Source organism: Kribbella kalugense (assembly GCF_004365875.1).
In the GTDB taxonomy this organism is placed as follows: Bacteria; Actinomycetota; Actinomycetes; order Propionibacteriales; family Kribbellaceae; genus Kribbella; species Kribbella kalugense.
On record NZ_SODF01000003.1, the window covers coordinates 856,584 to 870,932 of the forward strand.

General features: G+C 66.6%; 18 protein-coding genes. 11 read left to right on the forward strand and 7 right to left on the reverse strand.

Annotation, left to right across the window (positions count from 1 at the left end; genetic code table 11):
* Nucleotides 1-34: 34 nt before the first annotated feature.
* Nucleotides 35-676 carry a 50S ribosomal protein L25/general stress protein Ctc gene (locus EV650_RS35475; RefSeq protein WP_134123516.1) on the reverse strand — a complete coding sequence of 214 codons (642 nt, stop codon included), beginning with the start codon at nucleotides 674-676 and terminating at the stop codon, nucleotides 35-37.
* A 256-nt stretch (nucleotides 677-932) separates the two neighbouring features.
* On the opposite strand from EV650_RS35475, the gene EV650_RS35480 reads away from it, so the two are divergent.
* Complete coding sequence (locus EV650_RS35480) at nucleotides 933-1,604, forward strand: hypothetical protein (protein ID WP_134123517.1); 672 nt, start codon at nucleotides 933-935, stop codon at nucleotides 1,602-1,604.
* Here the strand turns inward: EV650_RS35480 and EV650_RS35485 are convergent.
* The 4 genes from EV650_RS35485 to EV650_RS35505 form a co-directional block, all read right to left on the reverse strand.
* Nucleotides 1,597-2,358 carry a DUF1932 domain-containing protein gene (locus EV650_RS35485; RefSeq protein WP_134123518.1) on the reverse strand — a complete coding sequence of 254 codons (762 nt, stop codon included), beginning with the start codon at nucleotides 2,356-2,358 and terminating at the stop codon, nucleotides 1,597-1,599. The two genes, EV650_RS35480 and EV650_RS35485, sit on opposite strands and share 8 nt — an antisense overlap.
* Before the next feature lies 1 nt (nucleotide 2,359).
* Nucleotides 2,360-3,340 (reverse strand): ribose-phosphate diphosphokinase, encoded by a 981-nt coding sequence (locus tag EV650_RS35490; RefSeq protein ID WP_134123519.1) that lies wholly within the window; start codon nucleotides 3,338-3,340, stop codon nucleotides 2,360-2,362.
* Between the two features lie 29 nt (nucleotides 3,341-3,369).
* The gene (glmU, locus tag EV650_RS35495; RefSeq protein ID WP_134123520.1) at nucleotides 3,370-4,827 is read right to left on the reverse strand and encodes a bifunctional UDP-N-acetylglucosamine diphosphorylase/glucosamine-1-phosphate N-acetyltransferase GlmU; all 1,458 of its coding nucleotides are present in this window, start codon (nucleotides 4,825-4,827) and stop codon (nucleotides 3,370-3,372) included.
* A 273-nt stretch (nucleotides 4,828-5,100) separates the two neighbouring features.
* Complete coding sequence (locus EV650_RS35505) at nucleotides 5,101-6,237, reverse strand: beta propeller repeat protein (RefSeq protein ID WP_134123521.1); 1,137 nt, start codon at nucleotides 6,235-6,237, stop codon at nucleotides 5,101-5,103.
* Between the two features lie 92 nt (nucleotides 6,238-6,329).
* Here EV650_RS35505 and EV650_RS35510 point away from each other — a divergent pair, with 92 nt between their 5' ends.
* Nucleotides 6,330-6,665, forward strand: coding sequence for a VOC family protein (locus EV650_RS35510; protein ID WP_134123522.1), 336 nt, complete (start codon nucleotides 6,330-6,332; stop codon nucleotides 6,663-6,665).
* Between the two features lies 1 nt (nucleotide 6,666).
* Here the strand turns inward: EV650_RS35510 and EV650_RS35515 are convergent, their stop codons facing one another.
* Nucleotides 6,667-7,158, reverse strand: a complete 492-nt coding sequence (locus tag EV650_RS35515; RefSeq protein ID WP_134123523.1) for a hypothetical protein — start codon at nucleotides 7,156-7,158, stop codon at nucleotides 6,667-6,669.
* A 137-nt stretch (nucleotides 7,159-7,295) separates the two neighbouring features.
* On the opposite strand from EV650_RS35515, the gene EV650_RS35520 reads away from it, so the two are divergent.
* From EV650_RS35520 to EV650_RS35540, 5 genes are all read left to right on the forward strand, one after another.
* A complete protein-coding gene (locus EV650_RS35520) occupies nucleotides 7,296-8,477 on the forward strand; it encodes a glycosyltransferase (protein ID WP_134123524.1) in 1,182 nt (393 codons plus the stop codon).
* A gap of 33 nt (nucleotides 8,478-8,510) precedes the next feature.
* The gene (locus EV650_RS35525; RefSeq protein WP_166678385.1) at nucleotides 8,511-9,326 is read left to right on the forward strand and encodes an alpha/beta fold hydrolase; all 816 of its coding nucleotides are present in this window, start codon (nucleotides 8,511-8,513) and stop codon (nucleotides 9,324-9,326) included.
* 144 nt (nucleotides 9,327-9,470) lie between these two features.
* Nucleotides 9,471-10,046, forward strand: a complete 576-nt coding sequence (locus EV650_RS35530; protein WP_134123526.1) for a nucleotidyltransferase domain-containing protein — start codon at nucleotides 9,471-9,473, stop codon at nucleotides 10,044-10,046.
* A 72-nt stretch (nucleotides 10,047-10,118) separates the two neighbouring features.
* A complete protein-coding gene (locus tag EV650_RS35535; protein ID WP_255512130.1) occupies nucleotides 10,119-11,066 on the forward strand; it encodes an NUDIX hydrolase in 948 nt (315 codons plus the stop codon).
* Nucleotides 11,063-11,608 carry a DinB family protein gene (locus EV650_RS35540; protein ID WP_134123528.1) on the forward strand — a complete coding sequence of 182 codons (546 nt, stop codon included), beginning with the start codon at nucleotides 11,063-11,065 and terminating at the stop codon, nucleotides 11,606-11,608. Before EV650_RS35535 ends, EV650_RS35540 begins: the two co-directional genes overlap by 4 nt.
* Here the strand turns inward: EV650_RS35540 and EV650_RS35545 are convergent.
* A complete protein-coding gene (locus EV650_RS35545; protein WP_134123529.1) occupies nucleotides 11,599-12,045 on the reverse strand; it encodes an AAA family ATPase in 447 nt (148 codons plus the stop codon). The genes EV650_RS35540 and EV650_RS35545 overlap by 10 nt on opposite strands.
* Nucleotides 12,046-12,108: 63 nt before the next feature.
* Between EV650_RS35545 and EV650_RS35550 the strand changes: the two genes are divergently transcribed.
* The 4 genes from EV650_RS35550 to EV650_RS35565 all read left to right on the forward strand — a co-directional run bounded on the left by EV650_RS35550 (nucleotide 12,109) and on the right by EV650_RS35565 (nucleotide 14,306).
* Nucleotides 12,109-12,861 (forward strand): potassium channel family protein, encoded by a 753-nt coding sequence (locus tag EV650_RS35550; RefSeq protein WP_202875210.1) that lies wholly within the window; start codon nucleotides 12,109-12,111, stop codon nucleotides 12,859-12,861.
* A 162-nt stretch (nucleotides 12,862-13,023) separates the two neighbouring features.
* Nucleotides 13,024-13,353, forward strand: a complete 330-nt coding sequence (locus EV650_RS35555) for a nucleoside triphosphate pyrophosphohydrolase family protein (protein ID WP_134123531.1) — start codon at nucleotides 13,024-13,026, stop codon at nucleotides 13,351-13,353.
* Between the two features lie 54 nt (nucleotides 13,354-13,407).
* Nucleotides 13,408-13,902, forward strand: coding sequence for a GrpB family protein (locus EV650_RS35560; RefSeq protein WP_166678387.1), 495 nt, complete (start codon nucleotides 13,408-13,410; stop codon nucleotides 13,900-13,902).
* Entirely contained in the window at nucleotides 13,899-14,306 is a 408-nt protein-coding gene (locus tag EV650_RS35565) for a cytidine deaminase family protein (protein WP_134123533.1), read from the forward strand. The genes EV650_RS35560 and EV650_RS35565 overlap by 4 nt, the downstream gene beginning before the upstream one ends.
* Nucleotides 14,307-14,349: the final 43 nt, after the last annotated feature.

Here is a 14,349-nt window from a genome sequence, read left to right on the forward strand (position 1 = left end):
CGGCCCTCCCGAAGATAGGTGCTGCGGCAGCAGATTACTCGGCTGCGGCGGCCACCGGCTCCGCGGCCTCCGGCTCGGCGCGCTCGATGCCGGCTTCGGCCTCGGCCTCGGCCAGCTCCGCCTCGGCCTGCTCGGCGGTCTGCTGGGCGGTGATGTTCACGATCAGGGTGTCCGGCTCGATCGCCAGCGTGGTCCCGGTCGGCAGGGTCAGGTCGGAGGCGTGGATCTGCGCGCCGACCTCGAGGCCCTCGATGGAGACCGTGACGCCGTCCGGAATGTGGGTCGCCTCGGCCTCGACCAGGATGCTCTGCGCTTCCAGGACGACCAGGGCGTCGCTGACGGCCTCGCCCTCGAGGTGGACCGCGATGTCGACCTGAACCTTCTCGCCACGGCGGACGATGACCAGGTCGACGTGCTCGATGAAGCCCTTGATCGGGTCGCGCTGGACCTGCTTCGGCAGCGCCAGGTGGGACTCGCCACCCTCGACCTCGATCATCAGCAGGGCGTTGGCGGTCTTCAGGGCCAGCATGGTGTCGTGACCGGGCAGCGTGATGTGCACCGGGTCACTGCCGTGGCCGTAGAGGACGGCGGGAACCTTGTTGTCCCGGCGGATTCGGCGGGCAGCCCCCTTGCCGAACTCCGTACGCGATTCGGCTTGGATCTTGACCTCGGCCACGAGATGAACTCCTCAAAAGCGTTGCGGTGATCAGTTGTCTGGTTAGAACTCGGCTGCGGCCTCAGCGGGCGCCTGCTGACCCCGAGAAGGCGTCAGGCAACGAACCACCGCGTCGATCACGGAGCCGCGCCCAACAGTTCACGGGGGGCGTCCCTCGCCGAGGCAACCAAAACAGTCTACCCACCACCCCGGCCAGACGAGAAATCCGTACCTCAGGGGTGCTTGGACCGGCCCTCACCTTCGGTACGTTGCTCTCGTGTTCGCTCCGTTCGCCGTGGTCAGTCTGCTCATTCCGCTGGTGATGCTCGCGGGCGTGGCCTGGCTGGTGGTCTGGACCACACGGCGCCGCCGGGCGGCCGCACTCGAGCGTGCGGCGCAGGTCGCGGCGGTCGGGTGGGCCTTGGTCCCGCCGAACCCGTGGCTCCTGCAGGTCGCGGGAAACCTCTTCCCGGCGAGCGGCGATCCCGGCATGACGTACGCCGGCGAGTTCCGCGGACGCGGACTGTGCGTCTTCGACTACACGTACGTCACGAACAACGGCAAGTCTCAGCAGCGGCACACCGTGCACGTGGTCGCCTTGAGCCTGCCGGTCTCGTTGCCACCGTTCACGCTGATGCACGAGTCGGGCCTGCGGCGGGTCTTCATGGGACGCGACCTCGAGCTGGAGAACCAGCAGTTCAACGACCGGTTCCGGATCGAGTGCCACGACGACCGGTACGCGTCGGCCGTCATGCATCCCCGGATGATGGAGTGCGTGCAGCACAACCCGGGACTGGAGTGGCAGATCGCAGGCAATGCGCTGGTCAGCTGGGGTCGCGGCAGCTTCGCCGTACCCGATGTCCTGGCGCGGTCGGAGGCGATGAGCCAGCTGATCGACCTCATCCCGCCGTTCGTGCTGCGTGACTACGGGCAGCCGACGTTCAGGTGAGCTTGGTCCAGACCTGACGGAGGGCGCGGGCAGCGTCGCCTTCGAGACCGGCGTCGTCCAGGGTCTCGGCGAGCTCGTCGAACTCCGGGCCCCAGCGCCAGGCGACGCTGCGGAGCTGCTCCGGCAGGGCCGGGTCCTTCAGCGAACCGGCGTCCGCGCGAATCTGCTGCGCTGTGAGTGCATCGGTGACGCCGTGCTTCTCCGCCAGCTGGAACGCGAGCACGGCCAGCGCCGCCTTGCCCTTGTTGTAGAGCGCGTACGACGACTTGGCCGCGCTGGCCGCGCCCGGTTCGGAGCCGACCACCATCGGCGTGACCGCCGTACCGGCCCACAACGCCGCGACCTGCTCAGCCGCCGTACCGGACAGCATCAGATGCGTCGGACTCGGCCCACCAGTCGGAGGCGGACCGACCACACCGGCGTCGACGAACGTCGCATCCGGTACTGCGGACTGAGCCTCACGCAACGACATCGGCGACAACGGGTTGGCCTCGATGTAGATCCCTCCGAAGCCCTCGCGCCCGACCTGCCTGGCGATCTCGACAGCACCTTGCGGAGCACAAGAACACAGCACCGCCTCGGCCCCGCCGACCGCTTCGGCAAACGACGTACCAATCAACCCAGCCTCGTCAGCACGCGCCTTCGACGCCTCGCTCCGGCCCTCCGGAACCCACTGCACTTCGTGGCCCGCAGCAACCAATTGCGCAGCCAACTTCGAGCCCATCGCTCCCGGGTGGAAGACGGCGACCCGCATGTCAGGCGCGGCCGTCGAACAGGCTCGTGACCGAGCCGTCCTCGAAGACCTCGCGGATGGCTCGGCTGATCAGTGGAGCGATCGACAGCTCGGTGAGCTTGTCGAAGCGGCGGTCCTCCGCGATCGGCAGCGTGTTGGTGACGATCACCTCGCTGGCCTGGCAGTTCTTCAGCCGGTCCACCGCCGGACCGGACAGGATCGCGTGCGTCGCGGCGATCACCACCCCGGCGGCACCCTCGGCGTACAGCGCGTCGGCCGCCTTCGTGATCGTGCCGGCGGTGTCGATCATGTCGTCGACCAGGATGCAGACCCGGCCCTTGACCTCACCGACGACCCGGTTCGCGATCGTCTCGTTCGGCCGGTCGATGTCGCGGGACTTGTGGATGAACGCCAGCGGCGCACCGCCCAGCCGGGCCGACCACTGCTCGGCCACCTTGATCCGGCCGGCGTCCGGCGAGACCACGGCCAGCTGCTGGTCGCCGTACTTCTGGGCGACGTAGTCACTCAGGATCGGCAGCGCCATCAGGTGGTCCACCGGGCCGTCGAAGAAGCCCTGGATCTGCGAGGTGTGCAGGTCGACGCAGATCAGCCGGTTCGCGCCCGCGGTCTTGAACAGGTCGGCCATCAGCCGGGCCGAGATCGGTTCCCGGCCCCGGTGCTTCTTGTCCTGCCGCGCGTACCCGTAGAACGGGAGGACGACGGTGATCCGCTTCGCCGACGCCCGCTTCAGCGCGTCGACCATGATCAGCTGCTCCATGATCCACTCGTTGATCGGCGAGGTGTGGCTCTGGATCACGAACGCGTCGCTGCCCCGGACCGACTCGTCGAACCGGACGTAGATCTCGCCGTTGGCGAAGTCGTACGCCTGCGTCGGGACCAGGCCGATGCCGAGCTCCGAGGCGACCTCCGCGGCCAGCTCGGGGTGGGCCCGGCCGGAGAACACCATCAGTTTCTTCTCGGTGGTTTGCTTCATCCCGCTCATGGCCCGCGCCTCCCGTTGTGTTTCTCTGCTCAGGACTGCTGGTCGTCCGACGCCGCTTCGGCCGCCAGCGCCGCCTCGGCCGCCTGAGCGGTCTTGGTGCCGGGCCGCTTGCGGGCGACCCAGCCCTTGATGTTGCGCTGCCGGCCGCGTGCGACCGCGATCTCGCCCGGGCCGACGTCCTCGGTGAGCGCCGTACCGGCGGCCAGGTAGGCGCCGTCCGCGATCGTCCGCGGGGCGACGATCACCGAGTTGCTGCCGATGAACGAGTGCTTGCCGACGTGGGTCGGGTGCTTCGCGACGCCGTCGTAGTTCGCGAAGATCGTGCCGGCGCCGATGTTCGCGCCGTCGCCGATCGTCGCGTCCCCGGCGTACGTGAGGTGCGGCACCTTGGCGCCATCGCCGATGGTGGAGTTCTTGGTCTCGACGAAGGTGCCGATCTTGCCCTTCACACCCAGCTTGGTGCCGGGGCGGAGGTACGCGAACGGGCCGACATTGGCGCCGTCGCCGATCACCGCGAGCGAGCCGTGGGTCCGGATGATGGTGGCGTTCTCGCCGATCTCCACGTCGGTCAGCGTGGTGTCCGGGCCGATCGTCGTACCGCTGCCGACCGTGGTGGCGCCGTGCAGCTGGATGTTCGGCAGCAGGGTGACGTCGCGGGCCAGGTCCACCGTGGAGTCGACCCAGGTGGTGTTCGGGTCGACGATCGTGACGCCCTCGAGCATGTGCTTGGCGAGGGTACGGCGGTTCAGCTCCGCGCCGAGCGTTGCCAGCTGGACGCGGTTGTTGACGCCCTCGGTCTGCATCGCGTCGTCGGTCACGTGCGCGCCGACCCGCTTGCCGTCGTTGCGGGCGATCGAGATCACGTCCGTCAGGTACAGCTCGCCCTGCGCGTTGTCGGTGGTGATGCGGGTGAGGCCGTCACGCAACGTGACCGAATCGAAGACGTAGATGCCGGCGTTGATCACCTGGATCTCACGCTGCTCCGCGGTGGCGTCCTTGTGCTCGACGATCGCGGCGACCACGCCGTCCTCGCTCTGGACGATCCGCCCGTACCCGGTCGGGTCGGGGACCCGCGCGGTCAGGACGGTGACCGCGTTGCCCTGCTTGTCGTGGTCGGCGATCAGGTCGTGCAGCGTCTCCGCCTCGAGCAGCGGGACGTCACCCGAAGTGACGATCACCGAGCCCTCGAAGTCGTCCGGTACAGCGCTGAGCCCGGAGCGGACCGCGTCACCGGTGCCCAGCTGCTGCTCCTGGACGGCGGTCCTGACGTCAGGATCGACGTCCTTCAGGTGCGCCTCGACCAGCTCGCGGCCGCTGCCGACCACGACCACCAGGTGTTCGGGGGCGAGTGCCCGGGCGGCGACCACGGCGTGCCCGACGAGGCTGCGCCCGCCGATCTCGTGCAGCACTTTCGGGATCGCCGATTTCATCCGGGTTCCGAGACCGGCGGCCATGATGACGACCGCCGCGGGGCGATGGGAAGTCACGCGGTCTTCTCCTCGAGTTCCCTGCAAGTTTCTTCAACAAGTATCAGCATGGGCACTCGAACCAGTGCCCGCGCAAGCCTACTTGCTCACCATCCGAACCCCCACACGGCCTCCACCCTCACCCTCCGCCACCCCCACCACCCTCCGTGACGAGATACCGGCGCGCGGCACGGCGAACCGGATCGTTTGAGGGATTGACCCCTGGGATTGCCGGTTGCCTGCCTGGACGCGAGGTGCCAACCGGCCAGCTGAGGGGTCAACCCCTGAGACGCGCTAGCGGGAGTAGGCGGCTAGGGCGGTGAAGGGGTCTTGGGGGGAGGCTGCGGACATGCCGACTGTCCAAAGTCGGTCGGGGGCGGCTGTGACGGCGGTGAGGGTGCCGGTGGCGGCGGTTGGGGCGGGGGCGGCTACGAACTTGGTGCCGCTCAGTTGGAGGACGTACGGCTTGGCGATCTGGTCGGAGCCCTCGAAGCGTTCACCGACGGCGATCGGGGTGTTGTTCCGCAGTACGACGTCGTACAACTGCGCCATGCCCGCCGGGACGGGGACCTGCGCCCACTTGGTGCCGTTGTAGTGCAGGGCGAGGGGGGCGATTCCGGACTTGTACTGGACGCCGACGAGCCAGATGTTCTTCGGGCCGGCGGCTGCCATGGCGGTGGGGATCTCAGAGCCGTCGACCGGTACGTCGCTCACCAAGGTCCAGGTCTTGCCGTCGAAGTGGGCGAGGCCGGCGTTGAGTCCGAGCCAGGCGTTCGTCGCGGACAGGACGGTCAGGACGTTGCCGTTGATCGACTGCTCGAGACCGCTGTTGAGCGCTTGCCATTTGCCGGCGGTGTAGCGGTAGACGACGGCGCGCTCGGCGCCACCGACGTTCGCCCACCCGGTGATCCAGGCCGAGCCGTCCGGCGCGATGACGACGTCGTCGAAGGACCCGGTTGGTACGGCGGGTGGCTTGACGACCTGCCACTTCGTGCCGTTCCAGTGCATGGCCAGCGGTTTGGTCTGATTCGGGTCCGTCCGGTCTTCGCCGACTGCCCAGACGTTCTTCGCCGTACCCACCGCGACGCTCTCCAAGGTCGCGTTGGTCGTCACCGGCTGCGCGATCGCCTTCCAGGTCTTCCCGTCCCACCGCATCGCCAACGGCCGCTGTACGGCGAAGTCGTCGACCTGATCGCCGCCGACCGCCCACGTTCCGCCCGCGCCGGTCGCCACGTCATTGAACGTCGCCGGCTGCCGATGGGTCGGAGTATTTGCCCACTGCAACGATCCCTGCTGCGCAGCCGTCCCGTCGACCCCATTGACTGCTACCTGGTGTGCCGCATCGGCCGGTCGCGCTGCTGCGGGCCCTGCCGCCAAAGCGGTCGCGAGGACCCCCGTCACCGCGACCACCATGCTTTTGTTCAGTCTCACAACGACTCCTCAATGTCAGCGTCTCCTACACCTCTCCCGACGCCGCCACCCATCCCCCGCGTTACACCTCAAAATCTGCAACGCTTGGCGCTATGGCCCTAACCCTCGGAGCAGTCATCCTCAACGTCCCGAAAACCGGCCCCGCCGCCGAGTTCTGGAGCCAGGCTCTCGGCTTCACTCCACAAGCCGGCAACCCGGACTTCCTCATCCCACCGCCGACCGCCCGCCCCACCCGCCTCCACCTGGACGAAACCGACCGTACCCACCTGGACCTCTGGGTCGACAAAGAAACCTCAACCCTAGAAGCCGAAGTGGACCGTCTCATCTCTCTAGGCGCCGAACGAGTAGAAGACTGGACCTACCCGCCCGACGCCGACTTCGTAGTCCTCAAATCCCCCGACGGCACTGTCTTCTGCATCATCGACTGACTCAGGTGAACGACTGTTCGGTGAAGCTCAGGCCGCCGCGGTCGGGTTGGGACAGGTACTGGCGGTTGCTGTGGATGGGAGGCGTGCGCAGGTACTGCGTGTAGCTCGGGGAGCGGAGGCGGAGGTCGAAGTTCTGGCCTTCGATGTGCCAGAGAGGGTCGGGCTTGTCGTCCGGCGAGGCGAGGCGGTGGAGGTCGGCGATCTCGAGCAGATCGTTGCCCGGGTCAAGCTCCGCGGAGATGTCCCACGCCTCGTCGAAGACCAGCGTCGACGGGGCGATCCAGAAGGTGAAGTGCCGTCGTCCGAACGCCGGATCCACCCACTGCACGATGTAGTCGAGATCGATCAGGACTCGCTGCCACGGGAACCCTTCCTCCCGTACGCCGATGCTCACCGCGTGCACGTGGCAGTCGTGCCAGCCCATCGCGTCGAAGTCGGCATCCGTCCAGGTCGCCTTGGTCAACCCGGACTCCGCGTGTACGAGTTCGTCCATCGGCCAAGTATGGAGGACGTGAATCCTCCTGCCACTTCCAAGATATAGCTCAGGGGTGGGCTTGCGGCAAGCCCCGGGTGATGGCGCAGGATGGGCGGCCGATGCCGGAACCTGAGCAAATCAAGGGGAAATGCGACATGCGAGTTGTTCTGTCGACGTGGGGATCACGCGGGGACGTCGAACCGTTGGCGGCGCTGGCCGCGCGGCTGCGGGAGCTGGGGGCGGAGGCAACGGTCTGCGCGCCGCCGGACGATGAGTACGCGGCGCTGCTCGCGCGGGCCGGCGTACCGCACATACCGCTCGGCCCGTCGGTTCGCTCGGTGGTGACGGGCGAGCGCCGACCGGACGCCGCGCAAGTGCTCGCGCCCAAGCTGGTCGCGGCGCGATACGAGACGCTCACCGCTGCGGCCGAGGGATGCGACGTACTGCTGGCGACCGGGCTGATGCCGGCCGGTGCGCGTTCGGTCGCCGACAAGCTGGGCATTCGATATGTGCTCGCGTGCTTCCATCCGTTCGGGCTGCCGTCGCATCAGTTCTTGCCGGCAATGTGGAAGGGCATCCCCGACTACGAGGTGGCGTGGGATCAGGACGGCGAGCGGGTGAACGGGCTGTACCTCGAGGCGGAGAACAGCCACCGCGCCGCGATCGGCCTGCCACCGGTGAAAGATGTCCGCGAATACGTATTCACAGATCAACCGTGGCTGGCAGCGGACCCGATCCTGGGCCCGTGGCAGGACGTGACGGACTTCGACCTCGTACAGACCGGCGCGTGGATCCTCCCGGACGACCGTCCGTTGCCGGATGGTTTGGATGCGTTCCTGGATGCCGGCGATCCGCCGGTGTACGTCGGCTTCGGAAGCATGACGATGCGTACGTCGCCGGACCTCGCCACCGTGGTCGTCGAGGCGGCCCGTGCACACGGTCGCCGGCTCGTGCTCGCCCGCGGCTTGGCGGACCTCGCCCTGACCGACGACCAGGACGACTGCTTCGTCGTCGGCGAGGTCAACCAGCAGGCGCTCTTTCCCCGGGTCGCGGCCGTCGTACATCACGGCGGCGCCGGCACCACGACGACCGCCGCCTTGGCCGGAGCGCCCCAAGTGATCGTGCCGCAGCTCGTCGACCAACCACACTGGGCCGCGCGAGTCGCCGAACTCGGAATCGGCGCAGCCCACGACGGCCCGACCCCGACCGCCGACTCACTGTCGGCCGCACTCGCGATCGCCTTGACCGCGGAGACGCGAGCCCGCGCGATCGCCGTTGCCGGACGGATGACCAAAGACGGTACGACGGTGGCGGCGAAGATGCTCCTTAATCCATAAGGATTGTCCGAGGCGCCTGGCATGCTCGCCGGCATGGGTGATTCGTTGGTGGATGTCGGGGAGGTGACGCTGTTCGTTCGCGAGCTCGGTCGGCGGAGTGAGAAGCCGTCGCTGGTCGTGATCCATGGTGGACCGGACATCGGGCATGGGTACCTCGTGCCCGGGTTCGAGCCATTGGCCCGGGATCACCACGTTGTGATGTTCGACTTCCGCGGTTGCGGGCGGAGCAGTCGCGGGTTGCCCGACGACGAGCTCCAGCCGGAGTACGTCGTACAGGACACCCATCGGCTCATCGACAACCTCGGGCTCGGTCAGGTCGATCTGCTCGGGTTCTCGACGGGTGGGCGGGCCGCGATGCAGTTCGTGGACAAGCATCCCGAGCAGGTACGGCGTTTGGTGCTGGCGTCGACGACTGCCTATACAGACGGCGCGCGTTATCTGCCGGACTGGGACGAGTACCACCGCCGCCAAAAGCTCGAGGACGAGGCTCATGGGGCGCTACGCAACTCCACGCTCTTCGTCTGGGATCTGGACCTCGCGCCGGCGTACCTGGACCTGCTCAACTCACTGGGCCCCGACCTCGGCGACTGGTCCGAGGAACGTGCAATCCAAGGCCTCATGCACCCCTGGTGCCCCGGCGACCCCGAACAGATCCTCCGCGACTTGGGCAAACCCATCCTCATCCTGCACGGCGAGAAAGACATGGGCTTCCCCGTCCAACTGGCCCACCGGCTCCACGCCGCCGTACCCAACACCCACCTGACCGTCATCCCTAACACCGCACACATGTGCCACTTCGAAAACCCCGAACTGTGGTCCAACCACATCCGCCACTTCCTGAACGACTGAGCAGCTATGCTCCGTAGTCGAGTGTCAGAGCACGGAGGAGGTGGTTCACATGCGCTATTCACGCGCGGTGCCGCCTCGAACTCTTCGGCGGCTCTGACTCTCCCCGGGGCTCCACCGCATCCGACATCATGCGAGGAGTCCCTTATGCAAGCTCTTAGCGCTGTACGAGCGCTGTTCGACGACTACCCGGCCCGCTACTGGATCGCCGGCGGTTGGGCGCTCGACCTGTTCGCGGATCGGGTACGGCGACCACACACGGACGTCGACGTACTCGTCCTGGCCCGCGACCTCGACCAGTTCGCCGACACGTTCACCAACCCCCGGCCGACACTCGAGGACCCCAACACCGGCGTACATCGACCGTGGGAACCAGGCGAGACGTTGACCCCAGGCCCCGACGTACTCGCGTTCCCGGACGACCTGTTCCCGGCCCCGGTCCGCATCATCCTCGCCGCCTCCGACGCCGACGACTGGGTCTACCACCGCGGCCGCGGCACCGTCCGCAAACCCCTCGACGACATCACCCTCATGACGCCCGACGGCCTCCCCTACCTGGCCCCGGAGATCGTCCTCCTCTTCAAATCCCGATCCGACCGTCCGAAAGACACCGAAGACTTCACCGACGTAGCCGCTCTTCTTGACGCGGACCGCCGCGCCTGGCTCCGCGCCGGAATCGAACCCCGCCACCCCAACCACCCCTGGCTCCCAGCCCTGACCTGACACCCCGAGGCCGCCGTACCGCGCCGAAACTCGGTACGGCGGCCCTACGGTTGGCCCGTGACGAGGCGCGCGGTGAAGCTGTTGCTGGTGGACGACGAGGATCGCGTGCTGCTCATCCACGCCAAGGATCCGCAGACCGACGCCAAATGCTGGTATCCCGTCGGCGGCGGCATCGAGGCCGGCGAAACGCTGCAGGACGCCGCGGCCCGCGAGGCGTACGAGGAGACTGGTTTGGCCGAGCTGCCGCCCGGGGTGCCGGTCTGGCTGCGCGACCATAGATACGAGTTCGACGGGCAAGCTTTCGACGTACACGAAGAATGGCTGCTGCACCGGGTCGAACGATTCGAGCCGGCGCCGGCCGAGTTGAGCGACTACGAGACCCGCACGATCCTCGGCTTCCGCTGGTGGCAACTGCACGAACTGACCAACACGACGGAGACAATCTTCCCGCCCCAACTCGGCCAACTACTGACAGACCTAATCGCCAACGGCGTCCCGCCGGAGCCCTTCAACCTCAACGTGGTTCTTGCTTCGGCTTCGACGCGCGGGGCTTGGCGGGGAGGGGTGTTGCCAGCGTTGGCCGGGATTGTCTTCATCGTGGGCGGGATCGCGGTGGACACGCTCGGCGTGGTCATTGCCGGTGCGGCCTTTGTACTCGCGGGGATTGTCCGGGCGGCGTGGTGGGCCAAGGTGTGTGCGACGAGCCGGCTTGTTGACGACGGGCGGCATTTGGTGTGGATGTATCGGGGCGAGCGCCGCGAGGAGGTTCCGTGGTCGGACCTGAGGCATGTGCTGTTCCAGCGCTATGCACGTCACGTCACCTGGGCCTTCGGGCCTCGCTGGGGCGGCCCGTTCCCGTATGTCCTGATCGATTCGCGGGCGGACCGTCCGGCGGGTTTGCGGCACTTCGCCGAGATCTTCATCATCGACAAAGCCCAGCTTCAGGCAGCCGACGAGGCTCTGGCAAACGCATGTCTGCAGCACCGCGTTACGTACCACGGAATCGAATCACGCTGGTGAGGCGGCCGGATGTAAAGGCTGAGTTGTTGAAGGCTCTGCACGGCAAGCGGGCCGGGATGCTGGCCACGTTGGACGGGTTGTCGGAGTACGACAAGCGGCGTCCCTTGACTCCGACAGGGACGAATCTGCTCGGCCTGGTGAAACATCTGGCCGGGATGGAGTACGGCTACCTCGGCGAGGCGTTCGGTCGTCCGCCGGTCGAGCGGCCGTCATGGTTCCGCCATGATCCGTACGACGAGATCGATATGTGGGCCACGGCTGACGAATCGAGTGCGTACATCGAACGCGTCTACCGGGCGGCCTGTGCGCATTCCGACCTCACAGTCGCCGAGCTCGACCTGGACAGCCCAGGGCACGTGGCGCATTGGCCCGACGGTCAGCAGGAGACGACCTTAGGCGTGCTGTTGATCCGGATGGTCGGCGAGACCGCGCAACATGCCGGACATGCCGACATCATCCGCGAACTGATCGACGACACCGACGACGCGTTCTGGCGCGACCGCAGAAGCACAGTCCAACAAGCCGCCAACCACTACCGCTGACCCACCAGCCCCTCAATCAGATCAGCGATCTCGACCACCGGCTTGCGCCCATCCAGCTCCAAGGTCGCACCGCGCCGAAGCAGTGGCTCGACAGTCTCGACGTACTCCGCGATCTCAGCCTGCTCCTCCGCAGTCGCGCCGTACGGATTGTTGGTCCGCCGGCTAACCCGCTCAATGAGTACGTCGACCGGCGCACTGAGCAACACAACCTGCTCGAACCGATCATAAAACCGCCCCTGATTCTCAACCGTCCCCGAAACAACCACATCGACCTGCTCATCCAGCAACTGGTCCATGCGGGGCTCATCCCACGTCCCGTCGCCCAACACCCAACCGTCGTAGTCGGTGTCCACAGTCAGATGCCCCCGCCGACGCAGCTCGTCAAGCACAGTCGTCTTCCCAACCCCCGACATACCAGTAATCAAGACCCTGCCCATGCCCCGGACCGTAGCAACTATCAGACCCTGGCACTCCGTGCCGATCTGTGGGCAGGGTCAGTTGTGAACACAGACTTCTCAGCGACCTACGAACGGCGTACCAGCTGGCTGCTCAGCGTCGCGGCCGTGCTGTTCCTCGTGGTCTTCGCATGGCCGATCCTCCAACCTGACCTGCCGGCCGGGCTGGTTCGCGCCTGCTCGATCGCCAATGTCGCGATCTGGATCGTGTTCGGCGCCGACTACTTCGTCCGGCTGGCTCTCGCGCCGAGCAAGCCGCGGTTCATTCGTAACCACATCCTCGACGTTGTGGTTCTCGCGCTACCGCTCTTACGACCGCTGCGAGCCCTCCGAGCCGCGACGGCCCTCGCACGGCTCGGACGGGCGGCAATCACGTTGCGGGGCCAGACCATCGCGTACGTCGTCAGCGCGGTCGGGCTCCTCGGATTCGTTGCGGCCGTAGCAGTTCTCGATGCGGAACGAGGAAATCCGAACGCCAACATCAAGACGTTCGGCGACGCCGCCTGGTGGGCCGCCACCACGATCACCACCGTCGGCTACGGCGACCACGTCCCGACAACAGCCGAGGGCAAGTGGGTCGGCGTCGGTCTGATGGTCGGCGGCATCGCCCTCGCCGGCACCATCACAGCCGCCCTCGCATCCTGGTTCGTAGAACACATCGGCGACGTCGAACGCGCAGACGCGATAGCCAACGACCAGATCGCAACCCTCACCGCCGAACTCAGCGCCCTACGCACCGAACTAGCCGCCACCCAGACCAGCCCCGAACCGCTCAAGCCGCACGCCACCGGACCGTAGCAAACGTCGGGCCGACGGGTCCGAGATCACGCGCGCGCCCCGAACCGTCAGCCCGTCGCATCGTTGAACACCCTATGGGGGCCTGAGACATGGCATAACTTGTCTCAAGACCCAACACCCTGTCCACAGATGGAGCGGATCGGGGCGACCTACAGTTGCGCCATGGATCTGAACGGTTATCAGCAGGCGGCCCTTCGCACGGCTGCACCGAAGGAGAAGCACAACGAGCTGTTTCACCTTCTGCTCGGGCTGGTAGGCGAAACGGGTGAGATCGCCGAAAAGGCCAAGAAGATCGTGCGCGACAAAGACAGCGACTTCTCTCACTGGGACATCGAGGACCTGACCAAAGAACTCGGTGACACGCTGTGGTACGTCGCCGTCATCGCGGACTACTTCGACATCCCCCTCGAGAACGTTGCCCAACTCAACATCACGAAACTGGCCGACAGACAGAACCGATCCATGCTCGGCGGCAGCGGCGACAACCGCTAACTCGACATGGACGGAATCTTCGATCACTCAGGCCTCGGGTTGACGCGCGGAGAAGTGAGTCTGGCGCCGAGCGACCCGGCATGGACCGCGGCGTACGAGCAACTGGCTGTGAAGCTGCGGGCCGCTCTTAGCGATAGCGCGATCGCGGTGGAGCACGTGGGGTCGACGGCAGTACCAGGATTGCCGGCGAAACCCATTCTTGACGTCGCTCTAGGCATGCGTCCCGGGGTAGACCCGGACACGGTCGTCGAGGCGTTGACATCGCTCGGCTTCATCTATCGAGGGTCCGCAGAGGAGGACGACGGGCTCGACCTGATGTTCGGCTGGGAGGACACTCCGCGGCATCGAGTCGTCAATCTCCACGTCGCAACTTACGACGGTCGGCGGTGGCGCGAGTGGGTCGTCTTCCGGGACCGACTCCGAGCGGACAGTCAGGCGCGGGATACCTACGCTGCGCTGAAGGCCGACCTGGCCCGCAGATTTCCGAACGATCGCCAGGCATATATCGCAGGCAAGGACACTTTCGTAGCAAGCATCTTGGCAACATGACGACCAACCAAAGTAACGAAGCCCTGATCGAGGCGGCCGCGGCCGTGCTGCATCCGCACCGTGTCGATGATCGAGTCTTCGGCGATGTGGCGTCGGCTCTGATCACTGCCGGCAGCGTGTACGTCGGCGTGTGCATCGACACCGCCTGCGGCACGGGGTTCTGCGCCGAACATGCCGCCATCGCGGCGATGGTGACCGCCCGCGAGTACAAGATCGCGAAGATCGTCGCCGTCTGGCGAGGCGAAGACGGAGTACGCGTCGTCCCACCATGCGGCCGCTGCCGAGAGTTCATCCACCAAATAGACCCATCAAACCTCGACACCGAGGTAGTCCTAGGCCCCCACCGAACCTCCCCCCTCCGCAACCTCCTACCCATCACAGACTGGCCGGTCCCCCTCGACTGAGCGATACAGAAGCCTCGGGGCACTCGGCGGTGTGAAACGCTGC

Coding starts and splice junctions, on each gene's coding strand:
- EV650_RS35545 (WP_134123529.1), bottom strand. CDS start 12,045: ATGGGCAGGGTCTTGATTACTGGTATGTCGGGGGTTGGGAAGACGACT.
- EV650_RS35530 (WP_134123526.1), top strand. CDS start 9,471: ATGCAAGCTCTTAGCGCTGTACGAGCGCTGTTCGACGACTACCCGGCC.
- EV650_RS35490 (WP_134123519.1), bottom strand. CDS start 3,340: ATGAGCGGGATGAAGCAAACCACCGAGAAGAAACTGATGGTGTTCTCC.
- EV650_RS35555 (WP_134123531.1), top strand. CDS start 13,024: ATGGATCTGAACGGTTATCAGCAGGCGGCCCTTCGCACGGCTGCACCG.
- EV650_RS35525 (WP_166678385.1), top strand. CDS start 8,511: ATGGGTGATTCGTTGGTGGATGTCGGGGAGGTGACGCTGTTCGTTCGC.
- EV650_RS35510 (WP_134123522.1), top strand. CDS start 6,330: ATGGCCCTAACCCTCGGAGCAGTCATCCTCAACGTCCCGAAAACCGGC.
- EV650_RS35515 (WP_134123523.1), bottom strand. CDS start 7,158: ATGGACGAACTCGTACACGCGGAGTCCGGGTTGACCAAGGCGACCTGG.
- EV650_RS35565 (WP_134123533.1), top strand. CDS start 13,899: ATGACGACCAACCAAAGTAACGAAGCCCTGATCGAGGCGGCCGCGGCC.
- EV650_RS35485 (WP_134123518.1), bottom strand. CDS start 2,358: ATGCGGGTCGCCGTCTTCCACCCGGGAGCGATGGGCTCGAAGTTGGCT.
- EV650_RS35520 (WP_134123524.1), top strand. CDS start 7,296: ATGCGAGTTGTTCTGTCGACGTGGGGATCACGCGGGGACGTCGAACCG.